Origin of the sequence: Cellulomonas sp. HZM (genome assembly GCF_000708885.1) — a bacterium.
GTDB lineage: Bacteria > Actinomycetota > Actinomycetes > Actinomycetales > Cellulomonadaceae > Cellulomonas.
In genome coordinates, this window is record NZ_JEOE01000042.1 from 1 (window position 1) to 21,689 (window position 21,689).

The window sequence follows — 21,689 nt, forward strand, 5'->3', positions numbered from 1 at the left end:
GGTGGGGGGTGTGGGTGCGCTGGGGCGTGGCGGCGCGCATAGGCTGGCCGGCATGGGAACCGCACTCGTCACCGGCGCGAGCGCCGGGCTCGGCCTCGAGTTCGCCTGGCAGCTCGCCACCGCACGGCACGACGTCGTGCTCGTCGCGCGTGACGAGGAGCGGCTGACGCACGTCGCCGGGCAGATCGAGGCCGCAGCGGGGGTGCGGGCCGAGGTGCTCGTCGCCGACCTCACGGACCGTGCCGACCTCGAGCGCGTCGCGGACCGGTTGCGGTCCGACGAGAACCCCGTCGGGCTGCTCGTGAACAACGCAGGGCTGGGGCTGAACCAGCGGTTCGTCGGGGGAGACCTGACGCGCGAGGAGCACGCGCTCGACCTGATGGTCCGTGCCGTGATGGTGCTCTCGCACGCCGCCGTGCCGGGCATGGTGGAGCGCGGGCGGGGAGCGATCCTCAACGTCGGGTCGATCGCGGCGCTGCTCGCGTCGGGGACGTACTCGGCGCACAAGGCGTGGGTCCGCTCGTTCACCGAGGGCCTCGCGGTCGAGCTCAAGGGCACGGGCGTCACCGCGACGGTCGTGAGCCCGGGCTTCGTGCGCACCGAGTTCCACGAGCGCGGTCGCATCGACGTCAGCGCCTACCCCGACGCGGCGTGGCTCGGCGCGGAGCACGTGGTCTCGTCCGCGCTCGCGGACGTGCGACGTGGGGCCGTCATCGCGACGCCCAGCCTGCGCTACCGGGTCCTGGCCGGCGCCGCCCGCGTCGCGCCGCGGTCCGCGGTGCGCGCGGTGGGGCGTTACCGCAAGGCGCTCGAGGACCCCACGGGCTGACCGTCGGCGGTCTCGAGACCGGACCGCGACGACCACGCCCGACGACGACCACGCCCGACGACGGCCGCGCCCCGGTAGCCTGACCGGCGTGACCGAACACCTCTCCCCGACGCCCCGCGAGCAGTTGCTCGAGCTCATCAAGGACCTCGCCGTCGTGCACGGCAGGGTGACGCTGTCGTCGGGCCGCGAGGCCGACTACTACGTGGACCTGCGTCGCGTGACGCTGCACCACCGCGCGGCGCCGCTCATCGGCCACGTGCTGCTCGACCAGCTCGAGGAGGTCGGGCTGGGCACGGCCGAGGTCGACGCGGTGGGCGGGCTGACCCTCGGCGCCGACCCGGTCGCGACCGCGCTGCTGCACGCCGCGGCCAGCCGCGGTCAGGACCTCGACGCGTTCGTCGTGCGCAAGGAGGCCAAGGCGCACGGCATGCAGCGGCGCATCGAGGGGCCGGACGTCGCGGGCCGCAAGGTCGTCGTGCTCGAGGACACCTCGACGACCGGCGGGTCGCCGATCGCCGCGGTCGAGGCCGCGCGCGAGGCCGGCGCCGAGGTGCTGGGCGTCGCCGTGATCGTCGACCGCGCGACGGGCGCCGCCGAGAAGATCGAGGCACTCGGCGTGCCCTACCACTACCTGTTCAGCCTCACCGACCTCGGCCTGACGTGACCGGCATGGTCGGCCTCATGGCCGTGGGCTTCGTCGTCGTCGCGGGCGTCGCCGCCTTCGGTCTGTGGCAGCAGTCGAAGAGGCGCGAGGCGCTGTTCCGGTGGTCCGTCGCGTCCGGCTGGTCGTACGAGGCGCAGGACGACTCGCTCGCGTACCGCTGGGCTGGCTCGCCCTTCGGTCGCGGAGACGAGCGCGAGGGCACCGAGGTGCTGCGCGGCACGTGGGACGGCATGCCCGCGCTGTCTTTTACCTACGTCGAGACGAACGTCTCACGCGACTCGGACGGCAAGACGAGCCGCAGCTCGACGAGCTACCACGTGATCGCGCTCGCCATGCCGTCCGAGCTGCCGACCGTGGAGCTGACCCCGGAGGGTCTGGGTGCCAAGCTCGTCAAGATGGTCGGCGGGCAGGACATCCAGTTCGAGTCGGACGAGTTCAACCGCACCTACCGTGTGGTCGGCGAGAGCCCGGTGGTCGCGCACGCGATCATCCACCCGCGGCTCATGGAGCGGCTGCTCGCGCCCGACGCGCGCGGTGTCGCGTGGCGCATCGAGGGGAACTCGATCCTGACGTGGCGCACGGGCTCGACGGACCTGGGGCTCATCGCGCCGCGGCTCGGGCTCCTGCAGCAGATCGTCGCCTCCGTACCGCGGCACGTGTGGCTCGACCACGGCTACGACCCGGCCGCACGCCCGAACCCGAACCCGAACCCGGACCCCGCCCCGAACCCGAACCCGAACACCGCTGCGAACCCCACCGAGGAGCTCTCATGACCGGACTCATCATCGCCGGCGTCGTCGTGGTGATCCTGGTGATCATCGCGATCGCGCTCGTCTCCATGTACAACTCGCTCGTCCGCGTGCGGAACCTCGTGCAGGAGTCGTGGCGCCAGATCGACGTCGAGCTGCACCGCCGGCACGACCTGATCCCGAACCTGGTCGAGTCCGTCAAGGGCTATGCGGCGCACGAGAAGTCGGTGTTCGAGGAGGTCGCGCGGGCGCGCTCCGCCGCCGCCGCCCCGGGTGCATCGCCTGCCGAGCAGGCGCAGCAGGAGAACCAGCTCACGCAGGCGCTGGGCCGGCTGTTCGCGGTCGCCGAGAACTACCCGGTGCTGCGCGCGAGCGAGAACTTCCAGCAGCTGCAGCTCGAGCTCACCGCCACCGAGGACCGCATCGCCGCGGCCCGCCGGTTCTACAACGCCAACGTGCGGGACCTCAACACCCGCGTCGAGTCGTTCCCGAGCAACATCATCGCGAACATGTTCCACTTCGAGCGGGCCGAGTACTTCGAGGTCGATGACCCGACCGTGCGCCAGGCGCCGACGGTCCAGTTCTGACCTGACGGGCGACCGACCCGACGACGAAGGGGGCGCTGCCGGACCACGGCAGCGCCCCCTCTCGTCGTGCGGGGACCGGACGCGCCGTCAGACCCGCGCGACCAGGTGCTCGACCGACGGCAGCACCTCGGACGGCCGGAACGGGAACTTCTCGACGTCCTGCTGCCGCGTGGAACCGGACAGCACGAGGAACGTGCGCAGGCCGGCCTCGATGCCGGCGACCACGTCGGTGTCCATCCGGTCCCCGACCATCGCGGTCGTCTCCGAGTGCGCGTCGATCCGGTTGAGCGCCGAGCGGATCATCATCGGGTTGGGCTTGCCGACGAAGTAGGGGGAGCGGCCCGTCGCGGCGCGCACCATCGCCGCCACGGCGCCCGTCGCGGGCAGGTCGCCGTCAGCGGACGGGCCCGTGACGTCCGGGTTGGTGCAGATGAAGCGTGCACCGGCCTGGATGAGCCGGATCGCCTGCGTGATCGCCTCGAACGAGTAGGTCCGCGTCTCGCCCAGCACCACGAAGTCGGGCTGCGCCGCGGTGAGCGTGTAGCCGGCCTCGTACAGCGCGGTCGTCAGCCCCGCCTCGCCGATGACGTACGCCGACCCGCCCGGCATCTGGTCGGTGAGGAACTGGGCGGTCGCCATCGCGGAGGTCCAGATGGCCTCCTCGGGCAGGTCGATGCCCGATGCGGCGAGCCGCGCGCGCAGGTCACGCGGAGTGAAGATCGAGTTGTTGGTCAGGACGAGGAACGGGCGCTCCTTCTCGCGCAGCGCGCGGACGAACTCCGCCGCACCGGGCAGCGCGGTGCCCTCGTGCACGAGCACGCCGTCCATGTCGGACAGCCAGGACCGGATCTCACGAGTCATGCCTCGAACGACTTCCTCTCGACCTCGGCCCGCTCGGCGGGCTCGTCGTACCGGGTGTCACGGCCGTCCTCGTCGAGGACGCCGGCCTTGCGCTTGCGCCGCGCCCGCCACAGCTCCAGCAGGATCGGCGTCACCGAGAACAGCACGACGAGCGCGAGCAGCGCCTCGATGTTGTTGCTGATGAACGCGATGTTCCCGAGAACGTAGCCCAGGTACGTGACACCGCCGGCCCACAGCACCACGCCGATCGCGTTGAACTTCACGAAGTGCCGGTACGGCATCCGCCCCACGCCCGCCGCGACCGACGCGTAGGTGCGCACGAACGGCATGAACTGCGCGACGATCAGCGTCCGCCCGCCGTAGCGGTCGAAGTACGCGTACGTGTCGTCGATGTACTTCTGCTTGAAGAACCGGGAGTCGGGCTTGCTGAACACGCGCGGGCCGAGCTTGCGGCCGATGAGGTAGCCGCACTGCGTGCCCGCGAACGCGGTGAGGATCATGACGACCATGAGCTCGCCGATGTTCAGCGGGATGTCGAGCGCCTCCTGCGCGAGCAGCGCACCCGCGGTGAACAGCAGCGAGTCGCCGGGCAGGATCGGGAACAGCAGGCCGACCTCGATGAAGACGATCGCCATGATGCCCAGCAGCGCCCACGTGCCGAACCGGTCGATGAGGTGCTGCGCGTCGAGGATGTCGGGTCCGAGCGCGGGGACCTGCGTGGGTGCGAGGGTGGGCGCGAGTGCGGCCGCGAGGGCGGTCGTCGTGAGCATGCGTCCAGCCTACGGGGCGGGGTGTGTGCCACCGCGGGGGCGTCTGTGGGGTTCCCGTGAGCGGTCGCGCGCTAGCGTGCACGGCGTGGACGGCGACGGGCGGCGCGACGAGGTGGGCGTCGGCCCGTGGCCGGGCGGCGCGGCGGCGTGGCCGCGGCTCGACGACGGCACGCCCGACCCGCGCTACGACCCCGAGCTGCTCGAGCACGGCGACCGTCGCAACGTCGTCGACGCCTACCGCTACTGGACGCTCGAGGCGGTGGTCGCGGACCTCGACACGCGCCGCCACCCGTTCCACGTCGCGATCGAGAACTGGCAGCACGACCTCAACATCGGCTCGGTGGTCCGCACCGCCAACGCGTTCCTCGCGGCCGAGGTGCACGTCGTCGGCCGCCGCCGCTGGAACCGCCGCGGTGCGATGGTGACGGACCGCTACCAGCACGTGCGCCACCACCCCGACGTCGCGGACCTCGTGACGTGGGCCGACGAGCAGGGGCTGCCCGTGCTCGGCGTCGACAACCTGCCGGGCTCGGTCCCGCTCGAGGGCTACCCCCTGCCGCGTGCGTGCGTCCTGGTGTTCGGCCAGGAGTCGGTGGGCCTGTCCGACGAGGTGCGGGCCACCGCGCGGGACGTGCTGCACATCGCGCAGTTCGGCTCGACGAGGTCGATCAACGCGGGCGCCGCGGCCGCGATCGCGATGCACGCGTGGGTGGCGCAGCACGCCGCTCCGTGACGCGCGGTGGTCACGTGCCGGTGCTCGTCGTCCCATGGGCAGGACGTCCCGGACGCGGTATCACCGGGTAGTGGCAAACTCGGACCGAAACAACCCCGAACGAGCCACAGGAGATGTGAGCAGATGGCCATCGCCACCCCCGAGGTGTACGCCGAGATGATCGACCGGGCGAAGGCGGGCAAGTTCGCCTACCCGGCCGTGAACATCACGTCGTCGCAGACCGTGACCGCCGCGCTGCAGGGCTTCGCCGAGGCGGAGTCGGACGGCATCATCCAGGTCTCCGTCGGTGGCGCCGAGTACGCCGCCGGCTCCACGGTCAAGGACCGCGTCGCCGGTTCGCTCGCGCTCGCGGCCTACGCCGCCGAGGTCGCGAAGGGCTACGGCGTCACGATCGCGATCCACACCGACCACTGCACGAAGCAGAACCTCGACAGCTGGGTGCGCCCGCTGCTCGCGATCGAGGCGGAGCAGGTCAAGGCCGGCAAGAACCCGACGTTCCAGTCGCACATGTTCGACGGCTCGAACATCCCGCTCGACGAGAACCTCGTCATCGCGGCCGAGCTGCTCGAGCTCTCGCAGGCGGCGCGCACGATCCTCGAGATCGAGGTCGGCGTCGTCGGTGGCGAGGAGGACGGCCACACCGCGGAGATCAACGACAAGCTGTACACGACGCCCGAGGACGGTCTCGCGACGGTCCGCGCGCTCGGTGCGGGCGAGAAGGGCCGCTACCTGACGGCCCTCACGTTCGGCAACGTGCACGGCGTGTACAAGCCGGGGGCGGTCAAGCTGCGCCCGTCGATCCTGGCCGACATCCAGAAGAAGGTCGGCGACGAGATCGGCAAGGAGAACCCGTTCGACCTCGTGTTCCACGGTGGTTCGGGCTCGACGGCCGAGGAGATCTCGGAGGCGGTCGACAACGGCGTCATCAAGATGAACATCGACACCGACACGCAGTACGCGTTCACGCGTCCGGTCGTCGGCCACATGTTCGCCAACTACGACGGCGTGCTGAAGATCGACGGCGAGGTCGGCAACAAGAAGGCCTACGACCCGCGCGCGTGGGGCAAGCTGGCCGAGGCCGGCATGGCCGCCCGCATCGTCGAGGCGTGCCAGCAGCTGCGCTCGGCGGGTCACAAGCTCTGACCTGAGCGACCGACGACGAACGCGCGCCCCCGGACCGGTCCGGGGGCGCGCGTTCGTCGTACGGGCGTCAGGCCTGCGGCGGCCCGTCCTGGCTGACGGTCTGGAACGACGGCTCGTCGTCGTCCACCACGTCGAGCAGCTCACCGATACGCGTGACCTCGAGCAGGAACCGCACGGTCGGCGGGACGCGGAGCAGGCGGACGCGGTGCTGGGACCGGATCGACAGCCGCGCGAGGAAGGCCACGCCCGACGAGTCCATGAAGGTGACGTGGTGGGCGTCGACCTCGATCGGCAGGCCCAGGTGCTCGGCCTCCGCGGTCGCCTCCTGCAGCTCCGCGGACAGGTCGGCGTCGACCTCGCCGGACAGCACGATGCGCGTGCTTTCGGCCCCGACGATGACGTGCACGGCCCCTGGCTCACCGGAGGGTGAGGTCTCGCCGCCGGACTGCTCGTCCGGGGTCGTGCTGTTACCGTCGCGCACGGTGCTCCTTCCGCGGGTGGGACGGTCGTCGCTGCAACGACGTCCCGCCTGCTCGGCACGCTAGACGATCGGAGGTGGTGGTGGTCAACTCCCGCGCGGAGCGAGTTGCCCTCGAGGCCGCCGCCGACGTGCCCGGACGTGCGGTGCTGGCCCGTGCGCTCGACGCACTGAGCGTGCCCGTCGCGATGCTCGACGGGCACGACCCGCACCTGCCCGTCGTGTGGGTCAACCACGCGTTCGAGCGCTCGACCGGCTACGACGCCGCGACCGCGCTCGCGCACCAGCGGGACGCGCTGCCCCCGGGTGCTCGCCGTCCGGACGCGCTGCTCGCGCTGCGGGACGCGGTGCGCGCGGGCCGTGCGTCGACCCAGACGATGAGCCTGCGACGGGCCGACGGTTCCGTGTACGCGTGCCGGGTGGAGCTCGCACCGGTGTCGTCGGCCGACGACGAGACGCCGCGCTACTGGGTCGCGAGCCTGCACGACCTGACCGAGCAGCAGTCGCACGACGCCGAGCAGGCCGCGCTCGTCGAGGCCGAGCGCCGCGAGCGGCGCAGCCTCGGTCTGATGACCCAGGTCTCGGACCTGCTGATGGACGTCGACGACCGCATGACGCCGCTGCACGAGATCGCCGCGCTGCTGCGGCACTCGGTGGTCGGCTGGGCGGCGTTCTACGTCAACGACGGCGGCCTGCGGGCCGCTGAGGGTGTCGACCACCACCGGCCCCCGTCCGGGAAGGGTCGGCGCCACGGCTCTGTGGGCGACGGGCAGGCACCGGCCGACGACGCCGTCCAGCTGCTGCTCGACGGCGTGAAGGACCGCCCGCTCGAGCTCGACCTGTCGGGCGACTACGTGCCCGGCAGCGCGTCGGCGTGGCTCGCGGGGCACGTGCGCACCCACGGCGGCCCGGCGCTGACCAACGCGTCGGGCGCCCCCGCGGCCGTCGTGCTCCCCGTCTCGGGGCGACGGCGGGTGCTCGGGCTGCTCGTGGTGCTGCCGCGCGTCGGGCTGGGCATCGACGGGATCGAGCGCTCCGCGCAGACCGTCCTCGAGCTCACGGCACGCCGCGTGGGGCTCGTCATCGACAACGCGCGCCTCTACGACCGCGAGCACCGCCTGGCCGAGACGCTGCAGCGCGCGATGCTGCCGCAGCAGGCGGAGGTCGACGGCCTCGACGTGTGGACGTACTACGCCCCGAACTCCGAGAACGTGCAGGTGGGCGGGGACTGGTACGACGTGCTGCAGATCTCGCCCGACGTCGTCGGTGTGGTGATCGGCGACGTCGTCGGGCACGACGTCGAGGCCGCCGCCGCGATGGGCCAGCTCCGCTCGGTGGTCCGGTCCTACGCGTACGACATCACGACGCCCGGGCCGGTGCTCGAGCGCGTCGACCAGCTGGTGCACGGGATGCGCATCCCGCGCTCGGCGGGTCTCGTGCTGTCGACGCTCACGCGCTCGTCCGCCGGCTGGCGCATCGAGTACTCGCGCGCGGGCCACCTGCCCGTGCTGCACGTGCGCAGCGGCGAGGTGACCGCACTGATGGACGGCGCGGGGCCGCTGGTCGGGTTCGGTGGCCACGGGCGCAGCACCGCGGGGCTCGACCTCGCGCCCGGCGACGTGCTCGTCTACTACACCGACGGGCTCATCGAGCGTCGCGACCGCGGGCTGCGCGACGGCATCGCCGCGCTCAGCGACGTCGTCGGCACCGTGACCGCGCGTGACTCCGCGGGGATCGGCGAGGAGATCCTGTCGCGGCTCGCCGACCACCCGGAGGACGACGTGGCGGTCGTCGTGGTGCGCGTCCCCGACCCGCGGGACGTGGTCGAGCGGGGGCGCTCGCCGCGCCGACGGCGCTGGTCGCTGCCGAGCGAGCCGTCGTCGATCGGACGGGCCCGGCACGCGGTCGTCCGCACGTGCCACGCGTGGGACATGCCGAACGCGGCGAACGCGGAGCTCGTCGTGTCCGAGCTCGTCGCGAACGCCGTGCTGCACGGGTTCGGGCACGTGTCGCTGCAGCTGTACGACACGGGCGACGGGCTGCGCATCGAGGTCGAGGACGGCAACCCGGCCCCGCCGATCGCGACCGACGGTCACCCCGGCCGGGTCGGTGGCTTCGGCATGCGGATCGTCGAGCGGCTGGCCGACTGGGGCTGGCGGCCGTCGTCGCGCGGCAAGCTGGTGTGGGCGAAGGTCCGCCCGGGCGCGCTGCCGCCGGCGGGCCGCTGAGCCGCGCCCGACGCGGGTCGCGTGCGGTTGGCCGGGTGGGGAATGGCTCACCTGGCGAGCCGGACGCCACCCGTCCTCGGCCCGACCGGGGCCGGGGCGCGTCGGGTCAGGCGGGGGCGGGGGTGTCGAGCTCCGCGACCGGCGGGACGTCCTCGCAGCGGTGGTCCGTGTCGATGCGGAAGAGCTCCGTCGCGCCGCACACCTCGATGACGAACAGGTCGCGCGGGTCGGCGCCCCGCAGCACCGTCGCGCCACCGCGCTTGCGGCCCGCGTCGGCGAGCGAGATGAGGAACGCCGCGCCGGTCGAGTCCATGAACGTGACCCGGCACATGTCGACGATGACGAGCTGGCGGCGCAGGCCGACGACACGCGCGGCGACCTCGGGGAACTGGTCGCGCTCGGCCAGGTCCAGGTCGCCGGAGACCACGAGCGTGGTCGTGGTCGCGGACGTCGAGATCTCGATCATGGTCACCGGGTGGTCGCGGGGAGGGGCGGGTCGACTGTAGGTCGCGGGCAGCGTGCTTGCATCCCGACATGCGTGCCCGAGGCGATCGAGCGCGCCGCGAACCCTGGTGCCGGCACCCGCGTCGGTCGGTGCCGCAGCGGAGCCGGCCGCGTCGGGGTCGTCTCGCGCCGGTGCGAGACTGGCCCGATGAGCCACGAGAACCTGCTGGACGGTCCTGCCCCGACGTTGCTGGCCGCCGCCGGCCCGGACGCGGCGGTCCGTGCCGCGCTCGCCGCCGGGACGGGTGCACGCGACGCGGCACGTGCCGAGCCCGCGTCGTCCCTCGCGTGGGCGGTGCTGGCGGAGGAGGCCGACGACGCGGTCGAGTCCTACGCGTACGCGCGTACGGGCTACCACCGGGGTCTCGACGCGCTGCGCCGCGCGGGTTGGCGGGGACGCGGCCCGATCCCCGCCGCGCACGAGCCCAACCAGGGGTTCCTGCGTGCGCTCGCGGCGCTCGGTCGAGCCGCAGCGGCGATCGGCGAGGACGACGAGGCGCAGCGGTGCGCGCAGTTCCTCCTCGACTCGGGCACGTCCGCCGACGAGGTCGCCGCGCTCTCGTCGTGAGGCGCACGTCCGGCGGGCGCGGGGCGGTTCCCAGCGCACGCGCCCGGACATGACCGTCTCTTGACCGTCCGGTACCCTCTCGGAGGTACGGGACCACTGCCGACCGTGCCGGGGTCGCTCCTGAGACGGGGCGCCCGACGAGCCAGGCAGCCGTGAGAGTGGTGATCAGATGCCCGCCGTGGTGGTGCTCGGTGTCCAGTGGGGCGACGAGGGCAAGGGCAAGGCGACCGACCAGCTCGGTTCGCGCATCGACTACGTCGTGAAGTTCAACGGCGGCAACAACGCCGGCCACACGGTGGTCGTCGGCGGCGAGAAGTACGCGCTGCACCTGCTGCCGTCGGGCATCCTCTCGCCCGGCGTCGTCCCCGTCATCGGCAACGGCGTCGTCATCGACATCGAGGTGCTGTTCGAGGAGATCGACGCGCTCGAGTCCCGTGGCGTCGACACCTCGCGCCTGCGCGTCTCGTCGGCCGCGCACGTCATCGCGCCCTACAACCGCACGGTCGACAAGGTCACGGAGCGGTTCCTCGGCAAGCGCCGCATCGGCACCACGGGCCGCGGCATCGGCCCCACCTACTCCGACAAGATCAACCGCGTCGGCGTCCGCATCCAGGACCTGTTCGACGAGAAGATCCTGCGCGAGAAGGTCGAGGGCGCGCTCGACCAGAAGAACCACCTGCTCGTCAAGGTCTACAACCGCCGCGCCATCACGGTCGACGAGACGGTCGAGGACCTGCTGCGCCACGCCGAGCGCCTGCGTCCGTACGTGGGCGACACCCCGCTCGAGCTCAACCGCGCGCTCGACGACGGCAAGACCCTCGTGTTCGAGGCCGGCCAGGCGACGATGCTGGACATCGACCACGGCACGTACCCGTTCGTCACGTCGTCGTCCGCGACGGCGGGCGGGGCCTGCACCGGCTCGGGCGTCGGGCCGACGAGGATCGACCGGGTCGTCGGCGTCGCCAAGGCGTACACGACGCGCGTCGGCGAGGGCCCGTTCCCCACCGAGCTGCTCGACGACGACGGCGAGTGGCTGCGCCAGACCGGCGGCGAGTTCGGGACGACGACCGGCCGCCCCCGGCGCACGGGCTGGTACGACTCGGTCGTGTCGCGCTACGCGTCGCGCGTCAACGGGCTCACGGACATCGTCCTGACCAAGCTCGACGTGCTCACGGGCCGCGAGAGCATCCCGGTCTGCGTCGCGTACGAGGTCGACGGCAAGCGGTTCGACGAGATGCCCGACGACCAGAGCGACTTCCACCACGCGACGCCGGTCTACGAGCACCTCGACGGCTGGACCGAGGACATCACCGCAGCGCGCGACTTCGACGACCTGCCGAAGAACGCCCAGCGGTACCTGCTGCGACTCGAGGAGATCAGCGGCACGCGGATCAGCGCGATCGGCGTCGGCCCGGGTCGCGAGGCGACGATCGTCCGCCACGACCTGCTGGGCTGAGGTCGGCGCGGACTCGCGGGCGCTCGGGATGACAACCGTCGACCTGCTGCGCCTCCTGGCGTTCGGGTCGATCGGTCTCCTGTTCGTCGTGCACGTCCTGAGCCTGTTCGGGAGGCGTGCCCGTCGCGACGGCTTCCTGGCGGCCTGGTATCACTGGTCGCCGCTCCAGATCTGGCTCGCGATCGTGAGCGCCTGCTTCCTGCTGCTGCTGTGGCTGACCCCGGGCGGAATGAGCTGAGGCGCTCTGAGACGGGCTGCCGGTCGCCTGCGGGTGGCCGGTAGTCTCGGCGCCCGTGAAGATCCTCGTCGTCGGTACCGGCGCCCGTGAGCACGCCCTCGTCCGAGCCCTGTCGCTCGACCCCGCTGTCGACGAGCTGCACGCCGCACCCGGTAACCCCGGGATCGGCGGGCTCGCGACGCTGCACACCGTGAACCCGCTGGACGGGCGCGAGGTCGCGGAGCTCGCGACGGACCTCGGCGTCGACCTCGTCGTCGTCGGTCCCGAGGCGCCGCTCGTCGCGGGCGTCGCGGACGCCGTGAGCGCCGCAGGGATCGCGGTGTTCGGTCCGTCCGGCGAGGCCGCGCGGCTCGAGGGCTCGAAGGCGTTCGCCAAGGAGATCATGGCGGCCGCGGGCGTGCCGACCGCGGAGCCGCGGGTCGCGACGACCATCGTCGAGGCCGAGCAGGCGCTCGACGAGCTCGGTGCGCCGTACGTCGTCAAGGACGACGGGCTCGCGGCGGGCAAGGGCGTCGTCGTGACCGACGACCGCCACGTGGCGCTCGAGCACGCGCGCACGTGCCTGCTCAAGCCCGGCGGCCGCGTGGTGGTCGAGGAGTTCCTGGACGGGCCCGAGGTGTCGCTGTTCGTGCTGTCGGACGGCACCGACGTGGTCCCGCTCGTGCCGGCGCAGGACTTCAAGCGCGCGCTCGACGGCGACGAGGGGCCGAACACCGGCGGCATGGGCGCGTACTCGCCGCTGCCGTGGGCGCCCGCGGACCTGGTCGACGAGGTCGTCGAGCGCGTCGCGCGGCCGACGATCGCCGAGATGGCCCGGCGCGGGACCCCGTTCGCTGGTGTCCTGTACTGCGGGCTCGCGCTGACGTCCGCCGGGGTGCGGGTGGTCGAGTTCAACGCCCGCTTCGGTGACCCGGAGACGCAGGTCGTGCTCGCGCGGCTCGCGACGCCGCTCGCGGGCGTGCTCATGGCCGTCGCGCAGGGCCGGCTCTCCGAGCTCGCACCGCTCGAGTGGCGTGACGACGCGGCCGTGACGGTCGTCGTCGCGTCGGAGGGCTACCCGACGTCGTCGCGCACGGGCGACCCGATCGTGGGGATCGTGCAGGCCGACGCGCTCGACTCGGTTCACGTGCTGCACGCCGGCACGGCGGACCGCGACGGGGTCGTCGTGTCCGACGGCGGGCGCGTGCTGTCCGTCGTCGGCACGGGCGCGGACCTCGCCGCCGCGCGCGAGCGTGCCTACGCGGGGGTCGGCCTCATCGGGCTCGTCGGGTCGCAGCACCGCACGGACATCGCGCTCGAGGCCTCGCGGGGCTAGCTCTCGGGGTCAGGTCGCGGGGTTGGTCAGCGCGGCCGGTCGATCGCCCGCAGCGCCGCGGCCAGCACCTCGTCGGGCGTGCGGCCGGCGGTCTCGACGACCGTCGCGGTCGGCCACGGGTCGACGACGAGCGCGGTGGCCTCGGCCCACGTCGGCTGGCGGTGGCCGGGGATGTCCGCCTCGCGCTGCTCGACGCGACGCCGGTGCTCGACCGGGTCCGAGCAGGTGACCCACAGCTCGACGACGCGCGCGTCGGCGGCGGCCGCGGCGTCGCGCCAGCCGGTGCGAGCCTCGTCGACCGCGTTCACCGCGTCCGCGACGACGCTGCGACCCACGCGCAGGTCGTCGGTCGTGACCGCCATGCCCACCGCGTAGCCCGCGACGCCGTCGCCGATCCCGCACCGCAGCAGTGCCTGCTCGATCGTGTCGACGCGGACGTGAGAGGCGTCGAGAGCCCGTGCGAGGCTGCGTGCCAACGTCGTCTTGCCCGAGCCCGGCAGCCCGCCGAGCAGGACGAGGAGCGGCTCCACGCGGCCTCCTGTCGCGAGACGGACGCGCGCGGTCGGCGGTCCGCACGCCACACTAGGGCGCGTGACCGACGCGATCACCCTCACCGGCTGGCAGCACACCTACTCGGGCAAGGTCCGTGACCTGTACGTCCCGGACGGGTCCGAGCAGGGCAGGACGCTCGCGGAGCGGTTCGGCGACGTGGTGCTCGTCGTCGCGAGCGACCGGGTCTCCGCCTACGACCACGTGCTCGAGCCCGCGATCCCCGGCAAGGGGACCGTCCTGACGCAGCTGAGCCTGTGGTGGTTCGAGCAGCTCGCGGACCTCGTGCCCAACCACGTCGTGTCGACCGACGTGCCCGCCGAGGTCGCGGGGCGCGCGATGGTCTGCCGGCGCCTGCAGATGTTCCCCGTCGAGTGCGTCGCGCGCGGGTACCTCGCCGGCTCCGGGCTCGCGGAGTACCGGACGTCGGGCTCGGTCACGGGCATCGAGCTGCCGCCGGGCCTCGTCGACGGCTCCCGCCTGCCCGAGCCGATCTTCACGCCCGCGACCAAGGCGGACCTGGGCGACCACGACGAGAACGTGCCGTTCTCGACGGTCGTGGAGACGGTCGGCGCCGACGCCGCCGCGACGCTGCGCGACCTCACGCTCGCGGTCTACGCCCGCGCGGAGGCGATCGCGCGCGAGCGGGGCGTGGTGCTCGCGGACACCAAGCTCGAGTTCGGCACGGACCCGACGACGGGCGCGGTGACGCTCGGCGACGAGGTGCTGACGCCGGACTCGTCGCGGTTCTGGCCGGCCGACGAGTGGCGTCCCGGCACCGCGCAGCCCAGCTTCGACAAGCAGTTCGTGCGCGACTGGCTGACCTCGGCGTCGTCCGGGTGGGACCGAGCGGGCGACGTCCCGCCGCCGCCGCTGCCCGCCGACGTCGTCGAGCGCACGCGTGACCGGTACCTCGAGGCCTACGAGCGGCTCACAGGCAGCGCACTGGCCGTGTGACCCCTTGCCCGGATAGGTCGTCTGGCGATATATATCGGACATGGGGCTGAAGATGACCGAGCAGACCTACCTGGTGCTGCTCTCGCTGGCTGACCGACCGCGGCACGGGTACGGCGTCGTCCAGGCCGTGCGCGAGCTGTCCGACGACCGGGTGCGCCTCGGTGCAGGGACCCTGTACGGCGTGCTCGACCGGCTCGTCGGGGCCGGGTACGCCGAGGTCAGCGGCGAGGAGGTCGTCGACGGGCGGCTGCGTCGGTACTACCGGCTCACGCCCGAGGGAACCTCTGCCGTCACGCAGGAGACCGCGCGGCTGCGTGCGCTCGCGGCGCGGGCGCAGCGGGTGCTCGGGGCGCGGCCCGCGCTCGGCGGGGCGTGAGCGGCGTGGGTGGCGCGGTGCAGGGGGACGCGTTCGCACGGTCGGTCGCGCGGTGGTTGCGGGCCTACCCGCGGTGGTGGCGCGCGCAGCGGGCCGACGAGGTGACGGGCGTGCTCGCGGAGATCGCCGGGCCCGACGCGACGCGCGTGGGGCTGAGGGACGGCCTCGGGCTGGTGCGCGGCGGGATCGCGGCGCGCTGGCGGGCGTGGCCGGGAGTGGCCGTGTGGCTGCGGATGCAGGCCGATCGGCCCGTGCCGCCGAGGCACTGGCTGTGGGCGGACGACGTGATCAGCCGGCCGTGGGTCCGGGTGCCTCCCGTGTACCTCTTCCTGCTGTTCCTCTACGGGCTGTCGGGTGAGTGGGACCTCCTCTGGCTGATGGTCGTCGTGTCCGTGCTCGTCGCGACGATGTTCGACCTGAGCCACCACCGGGCGTCCGCTCGCCGCACGGCATTCGCGACAGGGTCGGTCGCGCACCAGTCCTGCCTCGTCGTCCGTTCCGAGCCTCGTCATCGCGTTCGTGCGTCGTCGTTCGCCGGGCAGGCCTCGATCGTCACAGGCGTGGTCGGTCTCGTCGGGGTCGTCGACCTCGTGCGGTCCGGTGGGTCGCTCGCTCCTGTCGTCGTCGGAGCGAGCGTGGCGGTGGGCGTCGGCGTCTACTGCGCGTGGGGGAGCCAGCGCCTACGTCCGGTGCCGCAGCCGAACCGCGACGTGGTCGCGACCCGCCGACCCTGGTGGGTGAACGTGGTGGTGTGGGGCAGCGTCGCCGTCGTGTTCGCGCAGCCGTTCGGCACGGACACGTCATGGCTCCTCGGGATCGTGGGGCTCGCCGCACCGACGTTCGCCGCGATCTGGCTCACCACCCGACGTCGTCCGGAGGTCGCGCTCGTCGACGCGCGCCGAGCGATCCTCCTCGACCCACCGCGCGTCGATGCCCCGGAGCTCGTCCCGCGTCCCGACCCGGCGGCGTCCGGGGTCCTCGCACACGGCGTCGTCCCAACCGGCGACCCCTGGTCTCCCGCCACCTGAGCCCTCCCGTAGACTCCGGCCGACCCCCATCGCCGCGTGAACACCTGGGAGCACACCCGTGGGACGAGTCGTCGTCGACGTGATGCCTAAGCCGGAGATCCTCGACCCGCAGGGCAAGGCCGTGGCCGGTGCTCTGCCGCGCCTGGGCTTCGGGCAGTTCGCCTCGGTCCGTCAGGGCAAGCGCTTCGAGCTCGAGGTCGAGGGCGAGGTCACCGAGGAGGTGCTCGCCGCAGCCCGCGCCGCGGGGGAGCAGGTGCTCTCGAACCCGGTGATCGAGGACGTCGTCGCGGTCTACGAGGACGCGCAGGACACGCAGGACGCGCAGGCATGACCCGCATCGGCGTCGTCACGTTCCCCGGCACGCTCGACGACCGGGACGCCGCTCGCGCGGTCCGTCTCGCCGGCGCCGAGGCCGTCTCCCTGTGGCACGCCGACGCGGACCTGCACGGGGTCGACGCCGTCGTCCTGCCCGGTGGCTTCTCCTACGGCGACTACCTGCGCGCGGGCGCCATCTCGCGCTTCGCGCCCGTCATGGGCGAGATCGTCGACGCCGCGCACAAGGGCCTGCCGGTGCTGGGCATCTGCAACGGCTTCCAGGTGCTCACCGAGGCCCACCTGCTGCCCGGGTCGATGATCAAGAACGACCACCTGCACTTCGTGTGCCGCGAGCAGGTGCTGGCGGTCGAGAACGTCGACACCGCGTGGACCCGGGAGTACACCGCGGGCCAGCACATCACGATCCCGTTGAAGAACCAGGACGGCCAGTACGTGGCCGACGAGCACACGCTCGACGAGCTCGAGGGCGAGGGTCGCGTCGTGTTCCGCTACGTCGGCTGGAACCCCAACGGGTCGCGCCGCGACATCGCGGGCATCACCAACGCGGCGGGCAACGTCGTAGGCCTCATGCCGCACCCGGAGCACGCGGTCGAGCCCGGCTTCGGCCCGGACGGCGCGAACGGTCCCCGTACGGGCACCGACGGGCTCGCGTTCTTCACGTCCGTGCTGCACGCGCTCGTCGGCTGATGCCGCTGGAGCTCGTCGCCTGGGAGCACCCTGACGCCCTGCGGCTGCGCCTCGCGCAGCAGGCTGAGCTGCGCGAGCGGTACGGCGAGGACGACCTCGGTCATGACATGCCGGGCGACGACATCGCCGCGATGGTGGTGCTGTACGACGACGCCGGCGGGGCGCTCGCGTGCGGGGCGCTGCGCGCCGGGGGCGATCTCGAGCCCGGCACCGGCGAGCTCAAGCGCCTGTTCGTCGCCCCTGCGCACCGCGGGCGCGGCCACGCCCGGACGGTGCTGCTCGACCTCGAGGCGCGCGCCGAGCGGCTGGGCCTGACACGCCTGATCCTCGAGACCGGTCCGCGCCAGCCCGAGGCGATCGGGCTGTACCTGTCCGCCGGCTACGCGCCGACGGACGCGTACGGCGAGTACGTGGGCCTCGTCGACTCCCGCTGCTTCGCGAAGGACCTGCGGCCGGTGCCCGGGCTGCGGCGGCGATCGTCGGACCGGGCGGTCGTGAGCGTCGAGATCGAACGAGTCCGATGGGACGACGATGACGCGGCTCGGCTCCGGCGCCGGATGTACACGCAGTTCAACGCACCCACGTACCCCGACCTGCGCGAGGCCGTGGAGGCCGCAGGCGGCTTCGAGGTCGACGATGCGGCGCAGGGTGTCGGCGAGCTCGCGACGTGGGTCGCCCGCATCGACGGCCGTGCTGTCGGCTGCCTGTCCCTGCGTGCGCCCCGCGACGGCCACCCGGCGGGTAGTGCCGAGCTGAAGAAGCTCTACGTCGAGGCCGACGCGCGCGGCGCCGGGGTCTCGAAGCGGCTGCTCGACGCGGCGGAGGCGCACGCGCGCGAGCTCGGGTACGAGCGCCTCGTGCTCCAGACCGGGATGCGACAGCCGGAGGCGGTCGGCCTGTACACCGTGACGGGCTGGCGCCCGATCGTCCCGTTCCCGCCGTACGACGACGACGTGCGCTCACTCGTGTTCGGCAAGGAGCTCGTCGGCCGCTGACGGCCTACCAGCCGAGCTCGCCGGCGTCCTCCTGGAACGTACCGGTCGGGCCGTCGGGACCGACGGTCGCGAGGGCCACGACGACGCGTGCGCTCTCGGCCGCGTCGCGCCCCGGGTGGCTCCCCGGGTCGCCGCCGCCGAGCTCGGTCGCCGTGATCCCCGGCTCGACCGCGTTGATCCGGATGTGCGGGTAGGCCCGCGCGTACTGCACCGTCAGCATCGAGACCGCGGCCTTGCTCGCGCCGTAGACGATCGAGACGAAGCGCGACGCCGGTCGCGACGGCTCGTGCGTCGCCCAGAACGAGCCGAGAGCGCTCGACACGTTGACGACGACCGGGGCGTCCGACTGCTCGAGCAGCGGGAGGGCGGCCTGCGTCACGCGCACGACGCCCACGGCGTTGGTGTCGAACACGCTGAGCACGCTCGGGCCGTCCATCGCCTCGGTCATGCCCTCGCCGCGCATCGCGATGCCCGCGTTGTTGACGAGGACGTCGAGCCCGGTGCCGGCCTCCTCGATCGTCGCGAGCGCGCGCGCGACCGAGGCGTCGTCGGTGACGTCGAGCTGGACGAAGCGTGCGCCGAGCTCGTCGGCCGCGGCATGGCCCCGCTCCTCGTCGCGCGCGCCCAGCCAGACGGTGTGCCCCGCCTGGACGAGCAGGCGGGCGGTCTCCTTGCCGAGGCCCTTGTTGGCGCCGGTCACGAGTGTGGTCGTCATGCGTCCATCGTGCGTCCGCCGGGGCGGGTCAGGCAGTCGTCCCGTGTTCGTAGGACTCGCGGTGCCAGGACAGCGTCCGCCGACGAGCGCACACTCGAACCCGTGGAGGACTCCGAGCTCGGGCACGCGGTGCGGCGGTGGCGCGACCGTGTCCGGCCCGAGGCGGCCGGCCTGCCGTCGGGTGGACGGCGCCGCGCCGCCGGGCTGCGGCGCGAGGAGCTCGCCGGCCTCGCGGGCATCTCGGTCGACTACCTCACCCGTCTCGAGCAGGGGCGCGCGCGAGCCCCGTCGGCGCAGGTGGTCGAGGCGCTGGCCCGCGGGCTGAGGCTGAGGGATGCCGAGCGCGACCACCTGTTCCTGCTCGCCGGGCTCGCTGCTCCGGGGCCGGGAGTCGTGCCCCGACGCGTGTCGCCGAGCGTCCAGCGGCTCCTTGACCGGTTCGTCGGGACCCCCGTCGTCGTGTACGACGCGGCGTGGGACCTCGTCGTGGCGAACGCCCCGTACGACGCGTTGATGGGGCCGACGTCGGAGCTCGTCGGGAACGATCGCAACGGCGTGTGGCGCAACGTGGTGGGCGGCGGCTCGCGTGCCGTGCAGTCGCGGCGGGAGCACGACGAGCAGGTCGCGGGACTCGTCGCCGACCTGCAGGTCACCGCTGCGCGCTACCCGCACGACGGTCGGCTCCGGCGACTCGTCGCGGACCTGCGCGCCGTGAGCCCGCGGTTCGAGGAGCTGTGGGACGCCGCGCCCGTGGCCGTGGGCGGTGAGCGTTCTCGGCACAAGGTGATCGCGCACCCGCAGGTGGGGTCGATCGTCGTGGACTGCGACACGCTCGTCGTGGCCGGCGACGACCTGCGGATCATGGTCTACACGGCGGAGCCCGGCACCCAGGACGCGGAGAGGCTCGCGCTGGCGATCGTGCTGGGGACGCAGGAGCTCGTCGGCTGAGCGCCGGTTGTGCGGCCTGGTGCCCGGTGGGCGGCCCCGTAGCATCTGGACCACCGACCCGTCGCCGTGCCGCGCACCGAGGAGACCCCTGATGACCGACCCGAGCACCTCAGGACCCGTGGATCCGCACGAGCGCCCGACGTTGGAGTCGCCGGGCCTCGCGCGCGACGCAAGCGCGCGCGACACAGGGGCGGGCGGTGCTGGGGCAAGCGGTGCGGGAACGGGCGGTGCTGGGGCAGTCGGTGCTGGAACGGGCGGTGCGGCAGGCCCGGCCGGCCTCTGGTCACGCGGGGCGACGCCGCAGGCGCGAGCGAGCGCCCGCCGCATGGGACTGGTGATGCTCATCGCACCAGTGGCGCTCCTGGCCATCGCGTTCACCGCGTTCACCGGGGCGGTGCGATGGGTCGTGGTCGCGGTGGCCGTGATCGACGTGGCCGCCTTCGCGATCCCCGCGATCGTCCTCAACCGCGAGCTGCGCCCCGAGAGCATCGAGAAGGGCTGAGCGCGTCAGGCGGCGGCGCCGGGTCGTCGTGGTTCGTTGACGACCGCGCCGTCGCTGGTGCGCCGGAACGTGTAGGTCGCTCGCGCCCTTCCGACCGTCGGCAACCCGGACCCTGGCACCACGGCCGTCCGATCGCCGACCGCGCCGGAGGTGCCGTCCGGCGACCCGCCACGCGCACTGGGGTCACCGACGTGCGCCCCGCCTGCCGCCGAAGGCGTGCCGAGACTGCCACCCGATGCGCCCGGTGGTGTGTCGCCGTTCTCGATGCGTGGCCGTCGCCGCCGACCGGGTGCCGGTCTTGGCGGTGGGACGTGTCGTTCGATGGACAGGTTGTGTTCGTGGACGCGGTGGTGGTGGTAGTCGCAGAGCATCACGGCGTTCTCGAGGGAGGTTTCGCCGTTGTCGCGGTCCCACCAGCGGATGTGGTGGATCTCGGTGAACCGGGCGGGTGTCTCGCACCCGTTCCAGGCGCATCCTTGGTCCCGCACGGTCACGGCCCGCCGGTGCGCCCCGGTGTACACCCGGGCGGTCCGTCCCAGGTCGACGGGCACGTTGTCCGCGGTGATGGCGATCCTCGTGATGTCGCAGTCGCACAACGCCCGCGCCAGTTCCGAGAGCGCCACCGGTGTCCCGTCCTCCAGCGTCGGTGCGGGCACCCCCGCGAGCCCGGCAGCCAGGTGCCCCGCAGCCGAGCGGGTGGTGATGAGTTCACCGTCGGCGGTGCGCGGACCGGGCAGGTCGGACAACAGCGTGTCCCCGACGCCCGCGTTGCCCGTGCCGCGGGCGTCGCCGGCCTGGCTGGCGTCGACGATGTCGCCACCACCACCACTCCCATGGCCACCGCCGCTCCCATAGCCACCGCCGCCGCTATCGCGTGGCGCGGGACGTGTGTCGTCCTGCGGCCGGCCGCGGCCGTCGGCGCGGCGGGCGTGGTGGATGCGGCCGGTCTCGCCGGCCAGGCCTGCGCGATGCAGCTCGACCATCGTCTCGGCCGGGACGATCAACGAGATGTGCGGCCGGTTACGCACCCCGGACAACCCGCCACCGGGCTTGCCGGTGCGCGTCGAGCCACCGCTGCCCGCACCTGCACCCGCGCCGGCGCTCGTGCCCGTGTTCGTTCCGCCGTCGCCGGTGCCGCATCCGAGTGCGTGGGCGGCGATCGTGCCCAGGGCGTCGGCGCGGCGTTGCTGCCCGGTGCGTTCGTCCCCCTCGACCCGCGGTGAGGCCGCCTCCAACGCCAGGCGCAGCGCGTGCCCGGTGGTGGCGTCCAGGAACCCGGTGACCTTGACCCCGGCGCCGTGACCGGACAGGTTGAAGAACCGGTCCCGCCGGGCCTGGTCGTGCTCGTCCTGCACCCGGCCCGGGTCGAAGACAGCCGCGTACTCCAGGATCGTCCTGCGGGTCTGCACCGGTGTCATACCCGTGACCGCCTCAGTGAACCTCGCCTGCGCGACCGGGTCCGCCAACGCCTCC

26 protein-coding genes are annotated in these 21,689 nt (G+C 73.1%); 19 read left to right on the forward strand and 7 right to left on the reverse strand.

The annotated features are described in order from the left end of the window. Positions 1 to 52 precede the first annotated feature (52 nt). The 4 genes from AW16_RS0114880 (at position 53) to AW16_RS0114895 (ending at position 2,829) form a co-directional block, all read left to right on the forward strand. Positions 53 to 829 (forward strand): SDR family oxidoreductase, encoded by a 777-nt coding sequence (locus AW16_RS0114880; protein ID WP_029291703.1) that lies wholly within the window; start codon positions 53 to 55, stop codon positions 827 to 829. Positions 830 to 917: 88 nt separating this feature from the next. Beyond that, positions 918 to 1,493, forward strand: a complete 576-nt coding sequence (gene pyrE, locus AW16_RS0114885) for an orotate phosphoribosyltransferase (RefSeq protein ID WP_029291705.1) — start codon at positions 918 to 920, stop codon at positions 1,491 to 1,493. A 5-nt stretch (positions 1,494 to 1,498) separates the two neighbouring features. After that, the gene (locus tag AW16_RS0114890) at positions 1,499 to 2,266 is read left to right on the forward strand and encodes a hypothetical protein (RefSeq protein WP_029291707.1); all 768 of its coding nucleotides are present in this window, start codon (positions 1,499 to 1,501) and stop codon (positions 2,264 to 2,266) included. Continuing rightward, positions 2,263 to 2,829 (forward strand): LemA family protein, encoded by a 567-nt coding sequence (locus tag AW16_RS0114895; RefSeq protein WP_029291709.1) that lies wholly within the window; start codon positions 2,263 to 2,265, stop codon positions 2,827 to 2,829. The genes AW16_RS0114890 and AW16_RS0114895 overlap by 4 nt, the downstream gene beginning before the upstream one ends. 87 nt (positions 2,830 to 2,916) lie before the next feature. Here the strand turns inward: AW16_RS0114895 and AW16_RS0114900 are convergent, their stop codons facing one another. Next, positions 2,917 to 3,690: an HAD-IIA family hydrolase gene (locus tag AW16_RS0114900; protein WP_029291711.1), complete on the reverse strand. Its 774-nt coding sequence runs from the start codon at positions 3,688 to 3,690 to the stop codon at positions 2,917 to 2,919. Further along, positions 3,687 to 4,460 carry a VTT domain-containing protein gene (locus AW16_RS0114905; RefSeq protein WP_029291713.1) on the reverse strand — a complete coding sequence of 258 codons (774 nt, stop codon included), beginning with the start codon at positions 4,458 to 4,460 and terminating at the stop codon, positions 3,687 to 3,689. Before AW16_RS0114905 ends, AW16_RS0114900 begins: the two co-directional genes overlap by 4 nt. Positions 4,461 to 4,545: 85 nt before the next feature. On the opposite strand from AW16_RS0114905, the gene AW16_RS0114910 reads away from it, so the two are divergent. Together AW16_RS0114910 and fbaA are read left to right on the forward strand one after the other, a co-directional pair. After that, the gene (locus AW16_RS0114910) at positions 4,546 to 5,193 is read left to right on the forward strand and encodes a TrmH family RNA methyltransferase (RefSeq protein ID WP_231496081.1); all 648 of its coding nucleotides are present in this window, start codon (positions 4,546 to 4,548) and stop codon (positions 5,191 to 5,193) included. A gap of 123 nt (positions 5,194 to 5,316) precedes the next feature. After that, positions 5,317 to 6,336, forward strand: coding sequence for a class II fructose-bisphosphate aldolase (gene fbaA, locus AW16_RS0114915; protein ID WP_029291716.1), 1,020 nt, complete (start codon positions 5,317 to 5,319; stop codon positions 6,334 to 6,336). 67 nt (positions 6,337 to 6,403) lie between these two features. Here the strand turns inward: fbaA and AW16_RS0114920 are convergent, their stop codons facing one another. Further along, on the reverse strand, positions 6,404 to 6,817 hold the full coding sequence (locus AW16_RS0114920) for an STAS domain-containing protein (protein ID WP_029291718.1): 414 nt from the start codon (positions 6,815 to 6,817) through the stop codon (positions 6,404 to 6,406). Positions 6,818 to 6,894: 77 nt separating this feature from the next. On the opposite strand from AW16_RS0114920, the gene AW16_RS0114925 reads away from it, so the two are divergent. Further along, the gene (locus tag AW16_RS0114925; protein WP_231496082.1) at positions 6,895 to 9,042 is read left to right on the forward strand and encodes a SpoIIE family protein phosphatase; all 2,148 of its coding nucleotides are present in this window, start codon (positions 6,895 to 6,897) and stop codon (positions 9,040 to 9,042) included. Positions 9,043 to 9,148: 106 nt separating this feature from the next. Here the strand turns inward: AW16_RS0114925 and AW16_RS0114930 are convergent, their stop codons facing one another. Then, a complete protein-coding gene (locus AW16_RS0114930) occupies positions 9,149 to 9,508 on the reverse strand; it encodes an STAS domain-containing protein (protein ID WP_029291720.1) in 360 nt (119 codons plus the stop codon). A gap of 186 nt (positions 9,509 to 9,694) precedes the next feature. Here AW16_RS0114930 and AW16_RS0114935 point away from each other — a divergent pair, with 186 nt between their 5' ends. The 4 genes from AW16_RS0114935 to purD all read left to right on the forward strand — a co-directional run bounded on the left by AW16_RS0114935 (position 9,695) and on the right by purD (position 13,123). Then, entirely contained in the window at positions 9,695 to 10,114 is a 420-nt protein-coding gene (locus tag AW16_RS0114935; RefSeq protein ID WP_029291721.1) for a DUF3151 domain-containing protein, read from the forward strand. Between the two features lie 169 nt (positions 10,115 to 10,283). Continuing rightward, complete coding sequence (locus AW16_RS0114940) at positions 10,284 to 11,570, forward strand: adenylosuccinate synthase (protein WP_029291722.1); 1,287 nt, start codon at positions 10,284 to 10,286, stop codon at positions 11,568 to 11,570. Between the two features lie 28 nt (positions 11,571 to 11,598). Next, positions 11,599 to 11,808, forward strand: coding sequence for a hypothetical protein (locus AW16_RS0114945; RefSeq protein WP_029291723.1), 210 nt, complete (start codon positions 11,599 to 11,601; stop codon positions 11,806 to 11,808). 55 nt (positions 11,809 to 11,863) lie between these two features. Next, a complete protein-coding gene (gene purD / locus AW16_RS0114950; protein ID WP_029291724.1) occupies positions 11,864 to 13,123 on the forward strand; it encodes a phosphoribosylamine--glycine ligase in 1,260 nt (419 codons plus the stop codon). 26 nt (positions 13,124 to 13,149) lie between these two features. Here purD and AW16_RS0114955 read toward each other — a convergent pair whose 3' ends face one another. After that, positions 13,150 to 13,653, reverse strand: a complete 504-nt coding sequence (locus AW16_RS0114955) for an AAA family ATPase (protein ID WP_029291725.1) — start codon at positions 13,651 to 13,653, stop codon at positions 13,150 to 13,152. A gap of 61 nt (positions 13,654 to 13,714) precedes the next feature. Between AW16_RS0114955 and AW16_RS0114960 the strand changes: the two genes are divergently transcribed. The 6 genes from AW16_RS0114960 to AW16_RS0114985 are packed head-to-tail and all read left to right on the forward strand — an operon-like array spanning position 13,715 to position 18,051. Further along, positions 13,715 to 14,629, forward strand: coding sequence for a phosphoribosylaminoimidazolesuccinocarboxamide synthase (locus AW16_RS0114960; protein WP_029291726.1), 915 nt, complete (start codon positions 13,715 to 13,717; stop codon positions 14,627 to 14,629). A gap of 40 nt (positions 14,630 to 14,669) precedes the next feature. Then, on the forward strand, positions 14,670 to 15,005 hold the full coding sequence (locus AW16_RS0114965; RefSeq protein WP_197021637.1) for a PadR family transcriptional regulator: 336 nt from the start codon (positions 14,670 to 14,672) through the stop codon (positions 15,003 to 15,005). Beyond that, positions 15,002 to 16,033: a hypothetical protein gene (locus AW16_RS0114970; protein WP_156044203.1), complete on the forward strand. Its 1,032-nt coding sequence runs from the start codon at positions 15,002 to 15,004 to the stop codon at positions 16,031 to 16,033. The genes AW16_RS0114965 and AW16_RS0114970 overlap by 4 nt, the downstream gene beginning before the upstream one ends. A gap of 58 nt (positions 16,034 to 16,091) precedes the next feature. Beyond that, entirely contained in the window at positions 16,092 to 16,364 is a 273-nt protein-coding gene (gene purS, locus AW16_RS0114975) for a phosphoribosylformylglycinamidine synthase subunit PurS (protein ID WP_029291729.1), read from the forward strand. Then, positions 16,361 to 17,056: a phosphoribosylformylglycinamidine synthase subunit PurQ gene (gene purQ, locus AW16_RS0114980; protein WP_029291730.1), complete on the forward strand. Its 696-nt coding sequence runs from the start codon at positions 16,361 to 16,363 to the stop codon at positions 17,054 to 17,056. Before purS ends, purQ begins: the two co-directional genes overlap by 4 nt. After that, entirely contained in the window at positions 17,056 to 18,051 is a 996-nt protein-coding gene (locus AW16_RS0114985) for a GNAT family N-acetyltransferase (RefSeq protein ID WP_029291731.1), read from the forward strand. Before purQ ends, AW16_RS0114985 begins: the two co-directional genes overlap by 1 nt. A gap of 4 nt (positions 18,052 to 18,055) precedes the next feature. On the opposite strand, the gene AW16_RS0114990 is transcribed toward AW16_RS0114985, so the two are convergent. After that, positions 18,056 to 18,766, reverse strand: a complete 711-nt coding sequence (locus tag AW16_RS0114990) for an SDR family NAD(P)-dependent oxidoreductase (protein ID WP_029291732.1) — start codon at positions 18,764 to 18,766, stop codon at positions 18,056 to 18,058. Between the two features lie 102 nt (positions 18,767 to 18,868). Between AW16_RS0114990 and AW16_RS0114995 the strand changes: the two genes are divergently transcribed. Together AW16_RS0114995 and AW16_RS18520 are read left to right on the forward strand one after the other, a co-directional pair. Next, positions 18,869 to 19,714: a helix-turn-helix transcriptional regulator gene (locus AW16_RS0114995; protein ID WP_029291733.1), complete on the forward strand. Its 846-nt coding sequence runs from the start codon at positions 18,869 to 18,871 to the stop codon at positions 19,712 to 19,714. 325 nt (positions 19,715 to 20,039) lie between these two features. Next, positions 20,040 to 20,216 carry a hypothetical protein gene (locus AW16_RS18520; protein ID WP_197021638.1) on the forward strand — a complete coding sequence of 59 codons (177 nt, stop codon included), beginning with the start codon at positions 20,040 to 20,042 and terminating at the stop codon, positions 20,214 to 20,216. Between the two features lie 5 nt (positions 20,217 to 20,221). On the opposite strand, the gene AW16_RS0115005 is transcribed toward AW16_RS18520, so the two are convergent. Beyond that, on the reverse strand, positions 20,222 to 21,689 hold a 1,468-nt coding region (locus AW16_RS0115005; protein ID WP_029291735.1), incomplete at its 5' end, for an HNH endonuclease signature motif containing protein.

Excerpts from the sequence above, each read along its gene's own strand:
- AW16_RS0114905 (WP_029291713.1), bottom strand. The coding sequence starts at position 4,460 with ATGCTCACGACGACCGCCCTCGCGGCCGCACTCGCGCCCACCCTCGCA.
- AW16_RS0114985 (WP_029291731.1), top strand. The coding sequence starts at position 17,056 with ATGCCGCTGGAGCTCGTCGCCTGGGAGCACCCTGACGCCCTGCGGCTG.
- AW16_RS0114890 (WP_029291707.1), top strand. The coding sequence starts at position 1,499 with ATGGTCGGCCTCATGGCCGTGGGCTTCGTCGTCGTCGCGGGCGTCGCC.
- AW16_RS0114965 (WP_197021637.1), top strand. The coding sequence starts at position 14,670 with ATGGGGCTGAAGATGACCGAGCAGACCTACCTGGTGCTGCTCTCGCTG.
- fbaA (WP_029291716.1), top strand. The coding sequence starts at position 5,317 with ATGGCCATCGCCACCCCCGAGGTGTACGCCGAGATGATCGACCGGGCG.
- AW16_RS0114940 (WP_029291722.1), top strand. The coding sequence starts at position 10,284 with ATGCCCGCCGTGGTGGTGCTCGGTGTCCAGTGGGGCGACGAGGGCAAG.
- AW16_RS0114935 (WP_029291721.1), top strand. The coding sequence starts at position 9,695 with ATGAGCCACGAGAACCTGCTGGACGGTCCTGCCCCGACGTTGCTGGCC.
- AW16_RS0114895 (WP_029291709.1), top strand. The coding sequence starts at position 2,263 with ATGACCGGACTCATCATCGCCGGCGTCGTCGTGGTGATCCTGGTGATC.
- AW16_RS0114880 (WP_029291703.1), top strand. The coding sequence starts at position 53 with ATGGGAACCGCACTCGTCACCGGCGCGAGCGCCGGGCTCGGCCTCGAG.
- AW16_RS0114900 (WP_029291711.1), bottom strand. The coding sequence starts at position 3,690 with ATGACTCGTGAGATCCGGTCCTGGCTGTCCGACATGGACGGCGTGCTC.
- AW16_RS0114930 (WP_029291720.1), bottom strand. The coding sequence starts at position 9,508 with ATGATCGAGATCTCGACGTCCGCGACCACGACCACGCTCGTGGTCTCC.
- purQ (WP_029291730.1), top strand. The coding sequence starts at position 16,361 with ATGACCCGCATCGGCGTCGTCACGTTCCCCGGCACGCTCGACGACCGG.
- AW16_RS0114990 (WP_029291732.1), bottom strand. The coding sequence starts at position 18,766 with ATGACGACCACACTCGTGACCGGCGCCAACAAGGGCCTCGGCAAGGAG.
- AW16_RS18520 (WP_197021638.1), top strand. The coding sequence starts at position 20,040 with ATGGGACTGGTGATGCTCATCGCACCAGTGGCGCTCCTGGCCATCGCG.
- AW16_RS0114945 (WP_029291723.1), top strand. The coding sequence starts at position 11,599 with ATGACAACCGTCGACCTGCTGCGCCTCCTGGCGTTCGGGTCGATCGGT.